Annotated in this window: 14 protein-coding genes and 1 tRNA gene; 5 read left to right on the top strand and 10 right to left on the bottom strand. The window is 65.1% G+C overall.

Features of this window, described 5'->3' with window-relative positions:
• Positions 1-23 precede the first annotated feature (23 nt).
• The 3 genes from WFP39_RS00575 to WFP39_RS00565 all read left to right on the top strand — a co-directional run bounded on the left by WFP39_RS00575 (position 24) and on the right by WFP39_RS00565 (position 1513).
• Entirely contained in the window at positions 24-821 is a 798-nt protein-coding gene (locus WFP39_RS00575) for an NAD kinase (protein ID WP_336917154.1), read from the top strand.
• An 81-nt stretch (positions 822-902) separates the two neighbouring features.
• Positions 903-977 (top strand) — tRNA-Asn (locus tag WFP39_RS00570).
• A complete protein-coding gene (locus tag WFP39_RS00565) occupies positions 944-1513 on the top strand; it encodes a YkgJ family cysteine cluster protein (RefSeq protein WP_336917153.1) in 570 nt (189 codons plus the stop codon). The genes WFP39_RS00570 and WFP39_RS00565 overlap by 34 nt, the downstream gene beginning before the upstream one ends.
• Positions 1514-1516: 3 nt before the next feature.
• Here the strand turns inward: WFP39_RS00565 and WFP39_RS00560 are convergent, their stop codons facing one another.
• The 7 genes from WFP39_RS00560 to WFP39_RS00530 form a co-directional block, all read right to left on the bottom strand.
• The gene (locus WFP39_RS00560; protein WP_336917152.1) at positions 1517-2266 is read right to left on the bottom strand and encodes a class I SAM-dependent methyltransferase; all 750 of its coding nucleotides are present in this window, start codon (positions 2264-2266) and stop codon (positions 1517-1519) included.
• Between the two features lie 38 nt (positions 2267-2304).
• A complete protein-coding gene (locus WFP39_RS00555; protein WP_336917151.1) occupies positions 2305-2622 on the bottom strand; it encodes an MliC family protein in 318 nt (105 codons plus the stop codon).
• A 158-nt stretch (positions 2623-2780) separates the two neighbouring features.
• Complete coding sequence (locus WFP39_RS00550; RefSeq protein WP_336917150.1) at positions 2781-3992, bottom strand: MFS transporter; 1212 nt, start codon at positions 3990-3992, stop codon at positions 2781-2783.
• Positions 3985-4848, bottom strand: coding sequence for an SMP-30/gluconolactonase/LRE family protein (locus WFP39_RS00545; RefSeq protein ID WP_336917149.1), 864 nt, complete (start codon positions 4846-4848; stop codon positions 3985-3987). Before WFP39_RS00545 ends, WFP39_RS00550 begins: the two co-directional genes overlap by 8 nt.
• A gap of 58 nt (positions 4849-4906) precedes the next feature.
• Positions 4907-5647 carry a sulfite exporter TauE/SafE family protein gene (locus tag WFP39_RS00540; protein ID WP_336917147.1) on the bottom strand — a complete coding sequence of 247 codons (741 nt, stop codon included), beginning with the start codon at positions 5645-5647 and terminating at the stop codon, positions 4907-4909.
• Positions 5648-5682: 35 nt separating this feature from the next.
• Positions 5683-8436, bottom strand: coding sequence for a preprotein translocase subunit SecA (secA, locus tag WFP39_RS00535; protein ID WP_336917146.1), 2754 nt, complete (start codon positions 8434-8436; stop codon positions 5683-5685).
• Positions 8437-8524: 88 nt separating this feature from the next.
• Positions 8525-8791 (bottom strand): hypothetical protein, encoded by a 267-nt coding sequence (locus WFP39_RS00530; RefSeq protein ID WP_336917145.1) that lies wholly within the window; start codon positions 8789-8791, stop codon positions 8525-8527.
• Positions 8792-8912: 121 nt separating this feature from the next.
• Between WFP39_RS00530 and argJ the strand changes: the two genes are divergently transcribed.
• Together argJ and WFP39_RS00520 are read left to right on the top strand one after the other, a co-directional pair.
• Positions 8913-10139 carry a bifunctional glutamate N-acetyltransferase/amino-acid acetyltransferase ArgJ gene (gene argJ, locus WFP39_RS00525; protein WP_336917144.1) on the top strand — a complete coding sequence of 409 codons (1227 nt, stop codon included), beginning with the start codon at positions 8913-8915 and terminating at the stop codon, positions 10137-10139.
• Positions 10140-10156: 17 nt separating this feature from the next.
• Positions 10157-10933, top strand: a complete 777-nt coding sequence (locus WFP39_RS00520; RefSeq protein WP_336917519.1) for an inositol monophosphatase family protein — start codon at positions 10157-10159, stop codon at positions 10931-10933.
• Here the strand turns inward: WFP39_RS00520 and trxA are convergent.
• The 3 genes from trxA to addB all read right to left on the bottom strand — a co-directional run bounded on the left by trxA (position 10930) and on the right by addB (position 17768).
• Positions 10930-11250, bottom strand: a complete 321-nt coding sequence (gene trxA, locus WFP39_RS00515) for a thioredoxin (RefSeq protein WP_336917143.1) — start codon at positions 11248-11250, stop codon at positions 10930-10932. The two genes, WFP39_RS00520 and trxA, sit on opposite strands and share 4 nt — an antisense overlap.
• A gap of 78 nt (positions 11251-11328) precedes the next feature.
• Positions 11329-14796: a double-strand break repair helicase AddA gene (gene addA / locus WFP39_RS00510; RefSeq protein ID WP_336917142.1), complete on the bottom strand. Its 3468-nt coding sequence runs from the start codon at positions 14794-14796 to the stop codon at positions 11329-11331.
• Positions 14793-17768, bottom strand: coding sequence for a double-strand break repair protein AddB (addB, locus tag WFP39_RS00505; protein ID WP_336917141.1), 2976 nt, complete (start codon positions 17766-17768; stop codon positions 14793-14795). Before addB ends, addA begins: the two co-directional genes overlap by 4 nt.
• Between the last annotated feature and the right edge of the window lies 1 nt (position 17769).

Genomic DNA, 17769 nt, shown 5'->3' with positions numbered 1-17769 from the left:
ACGGGATGGCTAGGCTTTGGCGCATGACAGATGCGAACGGCACAATCGACACCTCGCGGCTGGCGCTGCTCGCCTCGCCAACAGACCGCGCGCGCGAAGCGGCGAGCGCGCTGGCCGATTGCATGGACTGGGTGCCGCTGGACGAAGCCAGCGCCGTGGTCGTGCTGGGGGGCGATGGCTATTTGCTCGATGTTCTGCACCAGATGCTGGACGAGGAGAAGGTGCGCCCGGTCTATGGTCTCAATCTGGGCACTGTCGGCTTCCTGATGAACCGGCACCGCGGATGCGAAGGCCTCGCGCGGCGGGTGGCGAAGGCGAAGCCGATGCAGGTCTGCCCCTTGCGCATGACAGCAATCGATCAAGACGGCATCGCGCATCACAGCTGCGCCATCAACGAGGTGAGCCTGCTGCGCGAAACCCGCCAGACCGCCAAGATCGAGATCAGCGTGAACGACAAGGTGCGTATCCCCGAACTGGCGGGCGATGGCGTGCTGCTGGCAACGCCGGTCGGCTCGACCGCCTACAACCTGTCGGCGCACGGGCCCATCCTGCCGCTCGATTCGCACATGCTGGCGCTCACCCCCATCAGCCCGTTCCGCCCGCGGCGCTGGCGCGGGGCGATTCTGCCTGATCGCAGCCGCGTGACATTCCGCATCCGCGAGCCCGCCAAGCGGCCCGTCATGGTGGTGGCCGACCAGAAGGAATTCCGCGACGTGGCCGAAGTTCACGTCGAAATTGCCCGCGACAAGGAGATGACGCTCCTGTTCGATCCCGGCCACGCGCTCGACGAACGGATCGTGGCCGAACAGTTTGTGGTGTGAGTTATGCCTTGGTGTGAAAGCAGGGTTGCAAAAGGGATTCGTCGCCCATATAGGCACGGGCCTGCCCGCCAGATGGGCTGCTCCCCGATAGCTCAGCGGTAGAGCATTCGACTGTTAATCGAATGGCCGTAGGTTCGAATCCTACTCGGGGAGCCACTTTCCTGACCAGACCCGGAAAACCCAAGCCGCACCCTGCCGAAGGCGCGCTGTGCCTGTCATGCGGGATGTGCTGCGACAACACGATGTTCGGCCGCGTGATCGTCAGCCGCTGGGAAGCCGCGCGCCTTTCTCGAAAAGGTGTGGAAATCGATCATTATGATGATGGCGAGCGCAGCTTCGCCCAGCCCTGTCCGCGCTTTGCCGATGGCTGCTGCGGCATCTACACATCCCGCCCGCACACCTGCCGCGCCTATGTCTGCGAGACGGTAAGCGCCCTGCGCGCCGGCGACATTACCGCGAATGAGGCGCAGGGCCGCGTCGATGCCACGCTGGCGGCACGCGCCGCGCTTGCCCCACAGGCAAGGGGCGCGGACCTTTTTGAATACCGCAACGCCATTACCGATGCGCTGGCAACAGGAACCGATCCGGCCAGCCTGCCCGGCTGCACGCCTGAACTGATCGAGCTGGAAACACTGCTCAACCGCTGGTTCCGTACCGAAGATTACGCCAAGTCGGTGCCGGAGCGGCGCTGAAGCCTAGCCGGGCTTGCGGAAACGCAGGGCAAATTTGTCGCTGGTCGGCTGCGCCTCGCGCGGGGGGACATTGCGCGGGTCGTCCGGATTGTGCAGCAGGTCGCTTACCGCTTCGAGCACAAACCCCGCCGCGGTCACCTGCGCGATAACCGCCATCGGATCGATTCGGTGCAGCGTGGATGTGGCGGACAAGCCTGTGCCCGGCGCGTTGTGATCTTCCACGAAATATATTCCACCGGGACGCAGCAGGCGCGCCACCCCTTCGTTCACCACCGCCACATTGCCATTGGCGAGATCGTGGTAGTTCTCGGTCGTCCAGACCAGATCGACCGGTTGCGGCAGGGCCAGCGTGTCATACCCTTCCGCCACCACCACTTCGATATTGCCGTATTCGGCCGCCAACGCGTTGATCGCGTCGAGCCCGCCGGGACGCTGGGCGAAGAAGGCGGGCATCAGCGCATAGACCTTGCCCTGCGGCCCGACGCTGGCGGCCAGGATACGGGTGTAATAGCCGCCGCCCGGCGCAATTTCGGCAATTGCCATTCCCGGCTGCACCCCGGCAAAGGCCACGATCTCGGCAGGTTTGCGCAGCGGATCGCGCGCTGTGTCAGCTGAAGGGCGGCGCGCATCGGCTACGGCCATAGCGATGGCGGCGCTGGCAGTTGCGGCAGATCCGCCGTGATCGTGAGCGATTGCCGGGGCAGATAGGCCAAGCACGGCCGCGCAAAGTGCAAAGGACAGCGTGGGGCGCATGGTGTTTCCCTTATGTGCAGAAGGACGGCAACAATCCATCAGCGCAGGTGATCGACCCGGCGGCACTGGTGCGGCGCCTCGCGCGTCAGGCCGGTATAGGTCGCTTCGATGCCCCGGCTGTGGAAGGTGTAGCCCTCGCCCTCATACCGCGCGCCCGATGCAGCAGGAACTTGCCGCAATTCCGCCAGCAGCCGTCCCTCGCGGCGCAGCGCGATGGTTTCAGGGCCGGTATTGGTTACGCGCAGGACGAAAGTCCCGCAGTCATAATAACTCACCTGGCCAGGCCCGTCCGTGGTGGCGCACCCGCTGGCCAGTGATGCCGCCACGCCAAGGGCAAATAGGTTAACGATCTTCATGCCTTCTCTCCCCAACCATCAGATCATCAGGCAATCCGAAAAAGTCGCTCCATCGAAAGGGGCGCTGCTTTCCCATTATGCGGACGGTCAGAATACGCGAATTCGCCCTGTGCTCAAGGCTGAGCGGATGGGAGCCCGGATTGGGGCACAGGGTCGCGCTACTCCCCTTGAATAACCCCTGCGCCGCGCGTGGCATGGATACGCACCGTTTGCATCGCCACCAGCACGACCAGCCCAATCATCACCGCGCCCCAATACCATGGCGCGTCGTGCCCTAGGTGGCCGTAGATCAGCCCGAACACCGGCGGCGCCACGATGCGGCCCACCGCGTTTGACGCCATCAGCAGCCCCATCGTGCTGCCCTGCCGTTCACCCGGCGTGTTGCGGCTGAGCAGCGCGCCCACCGTGGGAAAGGCAAGGCTGTGCCCTGTCATCAGCAGGCCCATCAACAGCACCCCCGAAACCGGTGTGCGAATGATCGGTTGCAACAGCATCGACAGCGCCAGCACCGCCAGCCCCATCACGATCACCCGCGCCTCGCCAAAACGGGCCACCAGCGGGCCGATCAGCACCAGTTGCGCCAGCAATCCGCCGCTGCCGATGGCGAGGAAGGCCAGCCCCAGATCGCGCGCGCTCCAGCCGAAATTGGCCTCGCTCCACAGGCCATATATGGCCTCCATGCTGGCAAAGGCGGCAATGCCGAAAAAACCGATCACGAACAGGCGCAGCAGCAGCGCATCGCCGCTGACGAAGCGGATGGCATCCGAATAACGCGGCAGCGGGCGTCCCCTGCCCGGTGGTTCCACCGCATCGCGCAGCAGCAGCGCGCACCATGCGCTCGCCAGCAGCGAAAGCCCACCTGCGGCATAGATCGGCAGGTGAAAGCTCGCCGCGGCCACTTCCTGCCCCGCCAGCAGGCCGCCCAGCACCGGACCAAACGCAAAACCCAGGCTGAAGGCCGCGCCGAAATAGCCCATCGTCTTGGCACGCTTTTCGGGCGCAGAGACATCCGCGATGAACCCGGTGCACACCCCCAGCGTGCCAGAGAAAAAGCCGCTCACCACGCGGATCAGCACCGCGCTCCACAGTCCCGGCGCATGGGCAAAGGCGAAATAGGTGAGGCCCGCCGCCAGCGTCGTCACCACCAGCACCCGCCGACGGCCCCATATGTCGGACTGGCGGCCCCAGAATATCTCGCCAAACACATTGCCAAAGGAATAGGCGGCGAACAACAGCCCCACTTCGTGCGGGGCCGCGCCGAACACCTGCCCGTAAAACGGCAAGAGCGGCAGGATCAGGCTGAAACCTGCAATGTTGATGAACACCGCCACCAGCAGCGGCGGCAGCGGCGATGCCTTGTGCCTATCCACGGTAGCGCGGTTCCGGCAGGCCCTGCACGCCCAGCCCGTCAATCACATAGCACCAGCCGTCGCCCTCGGCAGGATCGCGCCCCAGGAAGGAGGGATCGATGCTGGGCACGAACAATCGGTCGAGATCGGGGCCGAAAAACATGCAGCTGGCCGGCAGGCGCGTGGGCATGTCGATCACGCGCTTCACTTCGCCTGCGGGAGACAGGCACAGCACCACCCCGCCCTCGCAAATCGCCACCCAGATGTCGCCATTCGCATCCACTGTGGCCCCATCCGGAATGGGGCCATAGGGCGTGGTGTCGAAGAAAAGGCGCCGGTTTGACGCCGCGCCGCTCGCCAGATCGTAGTCATAGGCATAGATCGCCTGCGCCATGCTGTCGGCGTGATAGAGCGTGCAATTGTCCGGCGACCAGCAAGGACCGTTGCCCAGCGTCAGCCCGCTGTCCAGCTGGCGGATGTTCCCCTGATCAAGCGCGAACAGGCCGCCCACCGGTTCTGCCGCCTTGCGGTGGCTGGTGCCGAACAGGAAGCGCCCTGCGCGGTCCACCTTGCCATCGGCCAGCTGAATCGCCGGATTGGCAGGCGCCATCAAGGCTAGCGGGGACACCTCGCCGGTATCGAAATCGAGCGTGTGGATACCGTCCACCAGCGCCACGATCGCCCCGCCGCTCTCGCGCAAGGCCATCGATCCGATCATTGCGGGCACGGCCCATTCGGCTTGCGCGCCGCTGGCCGGTTGCCAGCGCAGCACCTTCTGTTCCAAAATGTCGATGTAATAGAGCGCCTGCTCCGCCACATCCCACACCGGGCCTTCGCCCACCGAACAGCGTGGCAAATCCAGTCGGCTGATCCGCATGGCCTCTCCCCTCCCACGCGCAATCATAACGATCGTTAGGGTTGGCGCAAGATGGCGATCAATAAAGCCCGATCAGCTTTGCCCCGGCAATCAGCAGCACCAGTGCCAGCAGCTTCAGGATCAGCTTGATATTGACCTTGAGCCCTATGCTCGTGCCGATTATCCCGCCGATCAGCGCGGCCCCGGCATAAAGCGGCAATTGCGGCGGCAGCGCGTCCAGCGTGGCGATCTGCCCGCCCAGGCCGGCGAGCGAATTGGCCAGCACGAACACGGCGGCAATGCCCGATGCCTGCCGCGTGGGCGCCCAGGCCATGAACAGCAGCAGCGGGGATAAGAAGATACCTCCACCCGTACCGGTCAGCCCTGCCAGCAGGCCGATAAACGCACCCATCGGCAGCGCGAACAGCAGCGGCGGATCGCTTGCCTCCCGCTCCACCTTCAACTCGCGCGGCCACAAGAGCCGCGCGGCGGAAAGCCACAGCACGCCGCCCACCAGCGGGCGGTAAATCTCGCTCGGCAAATGGATCGTGCCGCCCAACCACGCCATGGGAATGGCGGTAACAAGGAACGGCCATAGCGCACGCCAGCGGAACAGCCCGGCTTTCAGGAAGCGGAACGAGGCGAGCGAGGCGACAATGATGTTGAGCACCAGAGCGGTGGGCCGCATCACCGCCGCCTCGATCCCGAACAGCGCCATCAACGCGATATAGGCTGACGCTCCCGCATGGCCGACCGAGGAATAGAGAACAGCCGCCAGCGCGATGCACAGCGCCAGCAGCAGATCCACGCTCTCGATCAACGCGCCTGCTCCTGCGCCGGATCAGCGCAACGCCTTCAGGCGACCGCCCCGTGGCAATGCTTGTATTTGCTGCCCGACCCGCAGGGGCACGGCGCGTTGCGGTTGACGTTCATGTGCCTGTAGGGATCGACCGTGCCCGCCATCGCGCCGGCAGGCACCTGCGCCATTACCGGCCCGCCCAACGCGCCGAACAGCGCCGGCTGTTTCTCCGAACCGTCGCCATCATTCGAATCGTCATCCCCCGTCAGCGGGTCGATATGGCCGGTCATGAATTGCGGCAGCTTGGGCAAAACCGGCATGGGCGGCGGTTCGGCGATGCGGAACTCGCTGGTCATCAGCACCTTGGTCACGCTTTCGCGGATCGAATCGAGCATCATCTCGAACAGGCCGAACGCTTCCTGCTTGTATTCGTTGAGCGGCTGTTTCTGCGCATAGGAACGCAGGAACACGACCTGCCGCAGCGCATCGAGCGTGGCCAGATGCTCTTTCCAGTGGTGGTCCAGCTGCTGCAGAAGCACGCTCTTTTCCACGCGCTTCCAGATCGCCGGGTCGATATTGGCGGTGGTCGCCTCCATCTTCTGCGCGGCCAGTTCCTGTATGCGCTCCTCGATCATATCGGGTTCGACCGCGTCTTCCTGCAACCAGTCGTCAATCGGCGGCTGCAGTCCGGTGATTTCCGCCAGCTTGGCCTTCAGCCCTTCAATATCCCATTGTTCGGGATAGGAACCGGGCGGGCAGCTGGCCGCCACGATGGCGTTGATGGCATCGGTGCGCATCGACACCACCACATCGTCCACCGTCTCGGCATCCATAATTTCGGCGCGCTGTTCGTAGATCACCTTGCGCTGGTCGTTCATCACATCGTCGAATTGGACGACCTGTTTGCGCATTTCGTAATTGCGCGCCTCGACCTTCTTCTGCGCGGTCTCGATGGCCTTCGAAAGCCATTTGGAACCGATCGCCTCGCCATCCTCCAGATTGGAATTCATCATCTTGGCGAACAGCGTGTCGGGGCCAAAGATGCGGAGCAGATCGTCTTCAAGGCACAGATAGAAGCGCGACAGGCCAGGGTCCCCCTGACGGCCGGAACGGCCACGCAACTGGTTGTCGATGCGGCGGCTTTCGTGCCGTTCGGTGCCCAGCACGAACAGCCCTCCGGCTTCGATCACGCGCGCCTTCTCCTCGGCCACTTCGGCCTTGATCCTCTCGATCGCGGCATCGCGCTCCGGCCCGTCGGGCAGGTCGCGCAATTCTTCCTCGATGCGGAATTCGACATTGCCGCCCAGCTGGATGTCGGTGCCGCGCCCGGCCATATTGGTGGCGATGGTCACCGCGCCGATGCGCCCGGCCTGCGCCACGATATAGGCTTCCTGTTCGTGCATACGCGCGTTCAGGACGGCGTGTTTGACGCCTTCCTTCTTGAGGTATTCGCTGAGCAATTCGGACTTTTCGATCGAGACGGTGCCCACCAGCACCGGCTGGCCGATCTGGTTCTTCTCCTTGATCGCCTTGGCAATCGCCTGGAACTTGTCGGTGGTGTTCTTGTAGAACTCGTCCTGCTCGTCCACGCGGGCGACGGGTTTGTTCGTGGGGATTTCCACCACGTTGAGCTTGTAGATGTCCCAGAACTCTGCCGCTTCGGTGGCGGCGGTGCCGGTCATGCCCGCAAGCTTGGGATACATGCGGAAATAGTTCTGAAAGGTGATGGATGCCAGCGTCTGGTTTTCAGGCTGGATCGGCACGCCTTCCTTGGCTTCCACCGCCTGGTGCAGGCCGTTCGACCAGCGGCGTCCGTCCATCATGCGGCCGGTAAACTCGTCGATGATGATGACCTTGTCATCCTTGACGATGTAATCGGTATCGCGCTTGAACATGATGACCGCGCGCATCGCCTGGTCGAGATGGTGCACGACCAGCGTGTTTTCCACGTCATACAGGTTGTCCGATGCCAGCAGCCCGGCGGCCAGAAGGCGGCGTTCGACTTCCTCCACGCCTTCTTCGGTCAGCTGGACATTGCGCGCCTTTTCGTCCTTTTCGTAATACTGTTCCTCCAGCCCTTTCACCACCGCGTCGATAGCCACATACAGGTCGCTTTTATCCTCGGTGGGGCCGGAAATGATCAGCGGCGTGCGCGCCTCGTCGATCAGGATCGAATCGACCTCGTCGACGATGGCAAAGTTGAAGGGGCGCTGCACCATCTGGGCGCGATCCTGCTTCATGTTGTCGCGCAGGTAATCAAATCCCAGCTCGTTATTGGTGGCATAGGTGATGTCGGCGGCATAGGCGGCGCGCCGCTCGTGTTCGGGCATATTGGGCACGATCACGCCCACGGTGAGGCCCAGCCAGCGGTGCAGCTGGCCCATCCATTCCGCGTCGCGCCGAGCAAGGTAATCATTCACCGTCACCACATGCACGCCCTTGCCCTCAATCGCGTTGAGGTAGGTCGCCAGCGTCGCCACCAGCGTCTTGCCCTCGCCGGTCTTCATTTCGGCAATTTCGCCGCGATGGAGCACGATGCCGCCCACCATCTGCGTGTCGAAATGCCGCATCCCCAGCACGCGGCGCGACGCCTCGCGCACGGTGGCAAAGGCTTCGGGCAGCAGATCGTCGAGCGTCTTGCCCTCAGACAGCTTCAGGCGGAACTTGGCGGTCTGCGCCTTCAATTCATCGTCGGAAAAATCGGCGAGCTGCGGTTCCAGCGCATTGATGCGCGCCACGATCTTGTCGAGCGACTTCACATAACGGTCATTGGCCGAGCCAAAGAAGGATTTGGCGAGTTTCTGCCACATGGGGGCGGTCCTGTTCTGTATAGGGGTTGCGGCCAGCCATGGGCGGCGGCCACGCAATTTTCAGCGAGTTGGGAAAGACTTGCGGGCGCTATTCGTGCGCGCGGTCGGCCTTCAGCACCACGGCGGGCGCGTACTGGAACGCCGGGCCTTGCGCGGCGCGTTCCGCCAGCGGAGCGGCCAAGCGCTGCCGCGCGGCCTTTTCTGCCAGGAAGGCGACTTCGGCCTGCGCCGGGGTGGCGGCGGCATCCTGCGCCACGGCCACGGCCTGCACACCCGCATTGAGCGCTTGAGCCGGCGCGACCGCAGTGGTCAGCCCGGTCAAAACGGCCAGCAGGGTGAGCAATTGGCGAAGCATCTTGACCTTCAGATAGCGATCTATTCGGCGCTGTCTACTTGGCGCGTGTTACTTTGTGCTGAATGATCGGTGCCGGATCAATGATTGTCTGGCGTGCGGCGAAGGCTTATGCGCGCGTGCTATGGACCTTGAACGCTCGCCCCTCGCTTTGCCCTTTCCCGAAATGCCCGCGATTGCCGGGGTCACGCTGCGCGTGGCGCGGGCGCGCTACAAGAACTGGGACCGGGCCGATCTCACCTATGTGGAACTGGCCCCCGGCACCGTTGCGGCGGGCGTGTTCACGAAGAATGTGTGCTGTTCGACCGAGGTGGAGCTGGGCCGGCAAAGCGCCGCGCAGGGCAGCGGCCGTGCACTGGTGGTCAATGCGGGCAATTCCAACGCCTTCACCGGCTATCGCGGGCGCGAGGCGGTGGAACAGATCATGGACCAGGTGGCCGCGCATCTGGGCTGCGCAAGGCACGAGGTGTTCGTTTCCTCCACCGGGGTCATCGGCGTTCCGCTGCCCAAGGACAAGGCGCGTGAAGGCGTGGCCGCCGCACTCACCGCCCCGCCCTGTTCGTGGGAGGACGCCGCGCTGGCCATCGCCACCACCGATACCTTTGCCAAGGGCGTGACCGTATCCGCCATGCTGGGCGATACGCGGGTCACGCTGAACGGCATCATCAAGGGCAGCGGCATGATCGCGCCCGATATGGCGACCATGCTCGGCTATATCTTCACCGATGCCGCCGTTGCGCCTGATTTCCTGCAAGCCTGCCTGTCGGGCGCGAACCAGCGCACATTCAGCTGCATCACGGTGGACAGCGACACATCCACCAGTGACACGGTGCTGGCCTTTGCCACGGGCAAGGCGGGCAATCCGGTGATTTCCAGTTTCGAGGATCCGGGCGCGGATGCCTTCATGGCGGCGATGGAGGATATGTGCCGCCAACTTGCCCATCTGGTGGTGCGTGACGGCGAAGGCGCGCAGAAGTTCATCGCAATCAATGTTACCGGCGCGGTGAGTGACGAGAGCGCGCGGATCATCGGCCTTGCCATCGCCAATTCCCCGCTCGTCAAAACCGCAATTGCGGGGGGCGATGCCAATTGGGGCCGCGTGGTGATGGCCGTGGGCAAGGCGGGGCAGCCGGCGGACCGGGATAGGCTTTCCATCGCCTTTGGCGGCGTGTGGGCCGCGCGCGACGGCCTTCCGCTGGCCGATTACGACGAAACTCCGGTGGCCGCGCATCTGGCAGGGCGCGAAATCGACATCACCGTCGATCTGGGCCTTGGCATGGGTCGCGCGACCGTGTGGACCTGTGACCTGACGCATGGCTACATCGCCATCAACGCGGATTACCGGTCTTGAGTGTGCTCGACCGCGAGATGCTGGCCCTGATGCGCGGCGTGGCGGAAAAGGCCATCCTGCCGCGCTACCGCAACCTTGCAAACGGAGAGGTGGAGGACAAGGGCGGAGATGACCCGGTTACCGTGGCCGACCGCGAATCCGAAGCCATGCTGGCGGAAGGGTTGGCGCGGCTCGATCCCTCGCTCGCTATTGTGGGTGAAGAGGCCGCCCATGCCGATGCGAGCGTGCTGGCGCGGCTGTCGGGCGATTGCTGGATTATCGATCCGCTCGACGGCACGCGCAATTTCGCCACGGGCAAGCCGCCGTTCGGCATACTGATCGCGCGTGCGGAGGGCGGTTTGGCGCAATCGGGATGGATTTACGATTGCCTGTCGCAGCGGTTCTGCGCCGCGCATCGCGGCAACGGTGCGTTTGTGGACGGGCAGCGCGTGACTGCGCGCCAGACCGGCGAAGCGCAGCCGGTTGCCGCCATATCGCTGCTGTTCATGGACATGGGCAAGCGTGAGGCCGTCATGCAGCATATCGCCCCGCATTACCGGCTGGTCGATGTGCCCTATTGCGCGGCCGAGCAATATCCGCGCCTTGCCCTGGGCGAAAACGACGTCTCGCTGTTCGAACGCACGCTGGCCTGGGATCACGCGGCCGGCGTCTTGTGGCTGAACGAGGCGGGCGGCAAGGCGGCCCGTCCCGACGGATCCCCTTACCGCGTGGATGGCGACAGCCACGGCGGCCTGATCGGCGCCGCCAGCCCTCAACTGTGGGAAGGCATGGCGGCGCGAATGGCGCAGGTTTAGAGGACGCTCTCGATCCAGCCCTTGAGCTGGCTCTTGGGAGCGGCGCCCAGCTTGTGCGCGACCGGCTGTCCGTTCTTGAACAGCACCAGCAACGGGATCGACTGCACGCCAATCTGCCCCGGAATCTCGGTGTTTTCCATGATATCCATCTTGGCGATAGTCACCTTGCCGGCCAGTTCATCGCTGATTTCCTCCAACGCAGGGGCGATCATCTTGCACGGGCCGCACCAATCCGCCCAGAAATCGACCAGCACCGGCGTGCTGGAATTGAGCACATCGGCCTGAAAACTGGCATCGGTAACGGTCTTGGTGGCCATGGGGCAAACTCCTTGAATCGGGTGTTGGCACCTATCTAGGCACAGCGCGGCCAAGGGCAATATGGCGCAGCCAAAGGTTTATTGCGGTACGCCCAAGGCGGGTTTGTGCGCGCTCAGCAGTTCTGCGGGAATTTCAATCAATTGCGGCGTCTGGGTGTAAATTACGGCCGCTTCCACCTGCCGGCCCGGAAAGATCACGTCGAGCGCGGCGGCATAGGCGGCCATTTGCTTCACCGTTGCGACTGGCACTTGATCGAGGTGGGCAGGCGGGCGACGCGCGGTCTTGAAATCGGCCACCAGCACGCGGGTTTCGGTCACCAGCAACCGGTCGGCCGTGCCCGCGATCACCTGCCCATCCACCGTGGCGGCCAGCGGCACTTCGGCCAAGGCAGATGGTCCGAACAGCTCCGCCCAATCGGGATGCGCGATCACGGCGATCGATCGGGCAAGCATATCGGCGCGCTCACTCTCGGACAGATCGCCCGCCAGCCGCTGCAACCAGGCCGCGCCCAGCCGCTCTCGATCAGCGGGAGCGATGTCGGGCAAGCGTTCGATCAGCTTGTGCATCAGCACGCCGCGCCGCGCCGCCTGCGCCGCAACATCGGGCGGCAGCGGCGGATCGGCGCCCTGTTCCTCCCCCGCGGCCGACGGTGCCAAAGGGCGTGGCGGGCGCGGTTCGGGGCCAACCGGAGTAACCGCCCAGACCGGCAGTTCCATCCGTGCTCCTTGGTCGTCCTGTGGCACTTTCAGCACCGGTTCGGGAAGCGATCCCCAATCCTGCCGCCCGCCCCAGATGGGATCGTGTTCGGGCATTTCGGGAAACAGCGGGGCAAGGCGCGCATACCAGCTATCGGGCCTCGGCTCCTTCTCCCGCTTGCCCAGCGCACCGCCGATGAACAAAGCCTCCTCTGCCCTGGTCATCGCGACGTAGAGCAGGCGCCAGTGCTCGGCCAGACTCTCGGCCTGCGCCCGTGCATCGGCCTCCACAATTGCAGGGATTTTCATGTCCTTGCTCAAGGGAGGGAGCGGCATCGCCACTTTCCCTAGGACGGCATCGCCGGGCAATTCGCTGGCGCTGACGGCAGGCTTGTGCGGATCGCCCGTGGCATCGGCCAGAATCACAATGGGCGCCTGCAGCCCCTTCGACCCGTGCACCGTCATCACCCGCACCTGCTGCGCGCTGGCCCCCTCGCCCGATTCGCGCTTGAGCTCGCCTGCGCCCGCATCGAACCAGTGGATGAAGCCTTGCAGGCTGGGCACATGCGCGGCAGCAAAGGCGTGCGCGGCATTGAGCAGTTCGTCGATCGGGTCGTTCGCATCGCGCCCCAGCCGCGCGGCCAGCTTGGCGCGCGCACGCCACGGGCCGATCAGCATCCAATGGAGCAGCGCCTGCGGGGGTTCGAAATCGGCCCGCGCCAGCAGCGCCAGCAGCATATCAACTGCTTCGCGCACACGCGGCGCGCGGTTCGCCTGCAAATGCTCCCAGAGGCTGATCTTGTCCCGATAGCCATGGGCCAGCAATTCCTCCTGGCTCCATCCGAAAATGGGGGAGACGAGCAGCGCGGCAAGGCTGAGATCATCGCCTGGCTGCGCGGCAAAGCGCAAGGCCGCCATCAGATCCTTCACCGCCAGCGGCGCGCCCAGCCGCAGCCGGTCCACCCCCGCAACCGGCACGCCGGCCGCATGCAGGCGCGCCACGATGAGGCCCGCCAGTTCGCGCCTTTTGCGCACCAGCACCATCACATCGCCCGGCCCGGCATTGCGCGCACCGCCCTTCACCAGCGGAAAGCCGTAATCCATCCATTCCCTGATCTGCGCAGCGATCTTGCCCGCCATCCGCCGTTCGGGAGCGGACAGCCAGGGATCGGCGTCGGCGCCCTCCTCGCCTTCGTCTCCTTCTTCGTCCCTGTCGGTGGCGCGCACGGGTTGCCAGAGGCGAACGAGCCCCGGACGTGCGGCATCGCCCACATGCGGTTCGTATGCGTCGGTCAGTCCCAGCGCACCCGGCCCGATCGCTTCCACCGCCCGGTCCACGAAATCGAGCACATCCTGCGCAGTGCGGTAGGATCGGCCAAGCGGCAATTCGACCAGTTCGCGCGCGGGGATATTGGCGCGCATCTGCGCCACATTCTGCGTCCGCTGCGCCAATTGCTGGCGATACCGGTCGCGCGCGGCGGCGAAGTTTTCCGGGCTGGTGCCCTGAAAGCCGAAGATCGCCTGCTTGTAATCGCCCACCACGAACAGCGTGCGCAGCTTGTCGTCGCGCTGCCCCAGGCCGGCAAAGAAGTCGCCCGTCAGCGCATCGATGATCGACCATTGCGCTTCGTTGGTGTCCTGCGCCTCGTCGATCAGGATATGATCGAAACGCCGGTCGAGCTTGTAGCGGATCCAATCGCCCACGCCGGCTTGGCCCAGCAGCGCCGCGGCGGAACGGATCAGGTCATCGAAATCGAGCAGACCTTCGCGGCGCTTTGCCTCCTCCCACGCCAGCGCATAGCGCCGCCCGATATCGAGCGCGGGCGCCAACAGATCGGCAAGGTCGAACAGGCATTTGCGCTGAAGCAACGCGTTTATTCCGGCCAGCAGGTCATCGCCCACTGCTCCAATGCCGGAATCGAATTTGGCGATATTCTTGGCGTATTTGAGCTGACCTTCGGCGTTGAACAACCTGTCGCGCAGATCGGCCAAGCAATCCAGGCGTCCCGCCTCATCAAGGCCGAACCAGCGGCTGATCGCGTCCACATATGGCTGCGCGGTGGTGGCGCCCCACGCGTGATAGGCGTCGGCTATCTGACGCAGCGCTGCGCAATCGAACTGCCCATCGCTGCACCATTGGGCCAGCATTTCGCGTGTTTCATCCTCCGCCAGCCCCAGCCGTGCATTCACCAGCGGGCGCATCGGCGGCTGGAACGCGCCGGGGCCGTGCCATGCGGCAGAGGCGGCGGCGCATTGGGTCAGCCATTTGCGCGTTTCATCCGGCCCCAACCGTTCCGACAGCATTTCCAGTGCGGCAATCGCCTCGCCCTCATGCTCATCCTGCCAATCGGCCACCAGCTGCGACAGCACCTGTTGCGCCAGCAGATCGCGGTCGCGGTCCTCCATCGGCCGCGCGCCCGGCTCAAGCCCGGCTTCGGAGGGAAATGCGGAAAGCAGCCATTGCGAAAAGGCATGGATCGTATCGATACGCAAGCCGCCGCCAGGACAATCGAGCACGCTGGCAAACAGCGTGCGCGCACGCGACAAGGTGTCCTGATCGTTATCGGCGCCGATCTTCAGCAATTCGCCCGCCAGTTCCGCGTCATTCATCCGCACCCAGCGCGCCAGCACCTCGTTCACGCGCGTCGCCATTTCGGCAGCGCCAGCCTTGGTAAAGGTCAGGCACAGGATATTTTCAGGGCGCACATCGGGCCGCAAAAGCAGTCGCAGGACGCGCGCGGACAGCACCTGCGTCTTGCCCGTTCCGGCAGAGGCGGACAGCCACACGCTGTCCTGCGGATCCACCGCGTCGCGCTGATTATCCTGCAGCGGGAACAGCCTGCCGCTCATCCCTCGTCCTCCTCGCGGCCCATCCATTCTTCCAGACGCATCAGATGGTCGTAGGAATTGTAGACCTTGGCATCGGGGTTGAGGCGCGCGGTGAAGCCCTCATCGCCCAGAATCCACCGGTCGATCGCGTCATCCAGAAAGGCGCGGGCCTTGGGAAGGAATTCTTCGGGCAGCAGTCCGGTTCTCGCAGCGCCAACCTTCAACGGCACTTCCACATAGCCAAAACCCGTCGGGCTGTTCTTGTGTTTGCCCAGCGACCAGTATTCGAATGCCGCCGGGCGCCCAGTCGCGCGGGGCCACGCGCCGCGCTCCGCCATCAGGGCCAACGTGCCCAATTGCATGGCAAAGCCTGCCGCAACCTGCGCCTTCTTGGGCGGGCCACCGGTCTTGTAATCGACAATCGCGAGCGTCCCATCGGCCAGCCGGTCGATCCGGTCGGCCTTGCCAGTAATGGTAACGCCGCGCCAGTCTATCTGGCCCTTTTTCTCCCACACGACCGGGATGCGGTCGGGATCGGACTCCACCGTCAGCTTGACCCATTCGAGCGCTTTGAGAAGGCGCGGCTTCCACAGTGCCCGCATCAGCGGGTGGGCGCGCATTTCCTCCAAATGCATTTCGGCCAATCCGGCCAGATCGGCTGTGCCCCCGCTTTCGTGCCAATCCTCCAGAATTGCGTGCGCCAGCGTGCCCTGCCAGGCGGGCGTGGGTGCGGCGTCGAGCAATTCAAGTTCGGACAGACCCAGCACCTTCTGGGCATAGAACTGATACGGATCGCTGCGCAGCCGGTCGAGCGTGGTGACGCTGAATTCACCTCTCTGCCGCTGCTGCGCCGTGGGGCGCGGTGAAGGGCGCGGATGCGGCGGCACGCGCGGGGCACTGTCCAGCGCGCGAGCCAGCCGGATCGCGGGCGCGGCCGCAATATCGGTCGGCAGATTGTCTCCCAAAAGCGCGCAAACGCGCAGCCAGAAACGCGAGGCGATCACCGGCCCACCCGCATCGCGCCGCGCCCGGCTCAGCACCACATGCGGCGCCCCCAACGCGCCCGCCAGATCATGCGCGGCCAAACCGATGCGGAAGTCTGCGCCCGGCACGCCCAGCGCACGCAGGATCGCGGGGGCAAGCAGCGGATCATTGCCCGGCGGCTGTGGCCACACCCCTTCGTTCAGCCCGGCGCAGATCACCAGGTCGGCGCGCGTCATCCGGCTTTCAAGCAGCCCGTAAATGGCCACGCGCGGATGCCCGCCATAGGGTGGGCGCACCGCTTCACGCTCCATCGCATCGCGCAGCACCTTGCCTATCTGGTCCGCCGCCACCTGCGTTCCCGCTTCGCCTGCGTGCAGGCGCAGGTTTTCGAACAGTCGCGCAAGCGCGCGGCCATCCTCGCGCGACCACAAATCCTCGCCGCACAGCGCCTCGCCCGCCTTCTGCAAAGCGGCGAGTTGGTCGGCCAGCAGCACGCTTGCCGACGGATCACACAGCGGCGCAAGGATCGCTTCCACCTCGCCCCACCACTCGTGCAGGCCAGCCTCGTCCGCGATGGCGCGCAAGGGGCCAAGGCCGGGTGACGGGCGCGGGCCGCGCAGGCGCCGTTCCATCCGGCGCACCGCCTTCAGCCATGCTTCGCGCGCATCCCCGCGCCGCACGAGCGGATGGCCGAGCAGCGCGAGCAGCGGCACGGGGGCGGCATTTTCCGCCATTACCTCGGCGAGCAGCAGGATCACGCGCCCCGCCGCGGTCTGCGGCAACGGGCGGCCCGCACTGTCATCCGCCTCGATATGCCAGCGCCGCAAATGCTGCACCACGCGCGCGGCCAGGCCGCGATCAGGAGTAACCAGCGCCACGCGTTTTTCCGGTTCCTCCAGCGCCTCGCGCACCAGCAGGGCAATGGCCTGCGCTTCCTCCTCAGGATGTGCGCTTTCCATTAACCGCACACCGGCAAGGCGACGCTTTTCGGCAGGCAGATCCGCCCAGGCGCGGCTGGCCTGCGGAGGCAGGAACAGGCTGGAAATCGCGTGGCTGCGTTCGGGCGGCCCTTTGCCCAGCCCCGCGCGGTGCCATGGCTGCACCTCGGCGCGGGCAATGCCCATACGGCCCAGCAGCAGCTTGAGGTGGTATTGTGGATGGGTGAGAGCATCACCCTTGCCAAACGGCCCCTCCTCGCCTTCCGATGCACCGGCGCTGCCCAGCTCGTCCCACGCAGAATCGGGCATCGACAAATCGAGATCGGGCAGAATCACCGCCCCGCCCGGCAGGTCTGCCACCGCGCGCAGCAGGCGGGCGAGTGCGGGCGCGGCGCTGGTTACGCCAGCTGCTACAATTGGGGTTGCGGGGGGATTGGCGCGCAGCCGTCGCGCGGTTTGCGAAAACAGCAGGTTGCGCCGTGTCGCGGCGTCCACCTGCCCGCTCGCGTCCAGATGCTCCCGCCAGCGGTGCTGCACGCGCAGGAAGATGCGCAGGCTGGCCAGCCAGTGCTGCGCCAGATCTTCCGCCAAACCCAGCGTGGCGGGGTCCAGCAGACATTCGGGCGCGACTTCCTCCACCAGCAGCCGGTCCATCGTCTGCCCCAGTTGGTAGGCAAGCCGCAGCAGTGCCGCATCTGCCGGAGCATCTGCGCCCAGTTCCTCGCGCAGGAAGCGGGCCAGCATCAGCCAGCGCGCGGTGGGATCGGCAGCGGGCGGCACATCCAGCGCGGCGCCCAGATTGTCGATCAGCGGGCCAAGGGCTTCATCCAGATCAAGATCACCCACAACCGCCATGCGCGGCATCAGCAGGCCATGCTGCCCCTGAGCGCCAAAATGGCGAATGAAGGCTTCCTCGATGGTTCGGCGGGCGCGGGTGCTGGGCAGGAGCAGCGTCAGCCGTGCAAGGCCGAAGCCCGGCTCGGAATAGCGCGGCACCAGCCCCGCCACCAGCGCATCGGCAAAGCCGCGATGTGCGGCGATCGAATAGATGCGGGGCGCCTTGCGTTCCATC

It is taken from the genome of Alteraurantiacibacter lauratis, assembly GCF_037154155.1.
GTDB lineage: Bacteria > Pseudomonadota > Alphaproteobacteria > Sphingomonadales > Sphingomonadaceae > Alteraurantiacibacter > Alteraurantiacibacter lauratis.
Note: the sequence above shows the minus strand (reverse complement) of the source record. Positions and strands in the feature narration are given on the sequence as shown.

Bases quoted from the DNA above. Each gene is read 5' to 3' on its own strand.
- WFP39_RS00565 (WP_336917153.1), top strand. From the start codon at position 944: ATGGCCGTAGGTTCGAATCCTACTCGGGGAGCCACTTTCCTGACCAGA.
- WFP39_RS00555 (WP_336917151.1), bottom strand. From the start codon at position 2,622: ATGAAGATCGTTAACCTATTTGCCCTTGGCGTGGCGGCATCACTGGCC.
- addB (WP_336917141.1), bottom strand. From the start codon at position 17,768: ATGGAACGCAAGGCGCCCCGCATCTATTCGATCGCCGCACATCGCGGC.
- trxA (WP_336917143.1), bottom strand. From the start codon at position 11,250: ATGGCCACCAAGACCGTTACCGATGCCAGTTTTCAGGCCGATGTGCTC.
- WFP39_RS00560 (WP_336917152.1), bottom strand. From the start codon at position 2,266: ATGCGCCCCACGCTGTCCTTTGCACTTTGCGCGGCCGTGCTTGGCCTA.
- WFP39_RS00545 (WP_336917149.1), bottom strand. From the start codon at position 4,848: ATGCGGATCAGCCGACTGGATTTGCCACGCTGTTCGGTGGGCGAAGGC.
- argJ (WP_336917144.1), top strand. From the start codon at position 8,913: ATGGACCTTGAACGCTCGCCCCTCGCTTTGCCCTTTCCCGAAATGCCC.
- WFP39_RS00575 (WP_336917154.1), top strand. From the start codon at position 24: ATGACAGATGCGAACGGCACAATCGACACCTCGCGGCTGGCGCTGCTC.
- WFP39_RS00520 (WP_336917519.1), top strand. From the start codon at position 10,157: ATGCTGGCCCTGATGCGCGGCGTGGCGGAAAAGGCCATCCTGCCGCGC.
- addA (WP_336917142.1), bottom strand. From the start codon at position 14,796: ATGAGCGGCAGGCTGTTCCCGCTGCAGGATAATCAGCGCGACGCGGTG.
- secA (WP_336917146.1), bottom strand. From the start codon at position 8,436: ATGTGGCAGAAACTCGCCAAATCCTTCTTTGGCTCGGCCAATGACCGT.
- WFP39_RS00530 (WP_336917145.1), bottom strand. From the start codon at position 8,791: ATGCTTCGCCAATTGCTCACCCTGCTGGCCGTTTTGACCGGGCTGACC.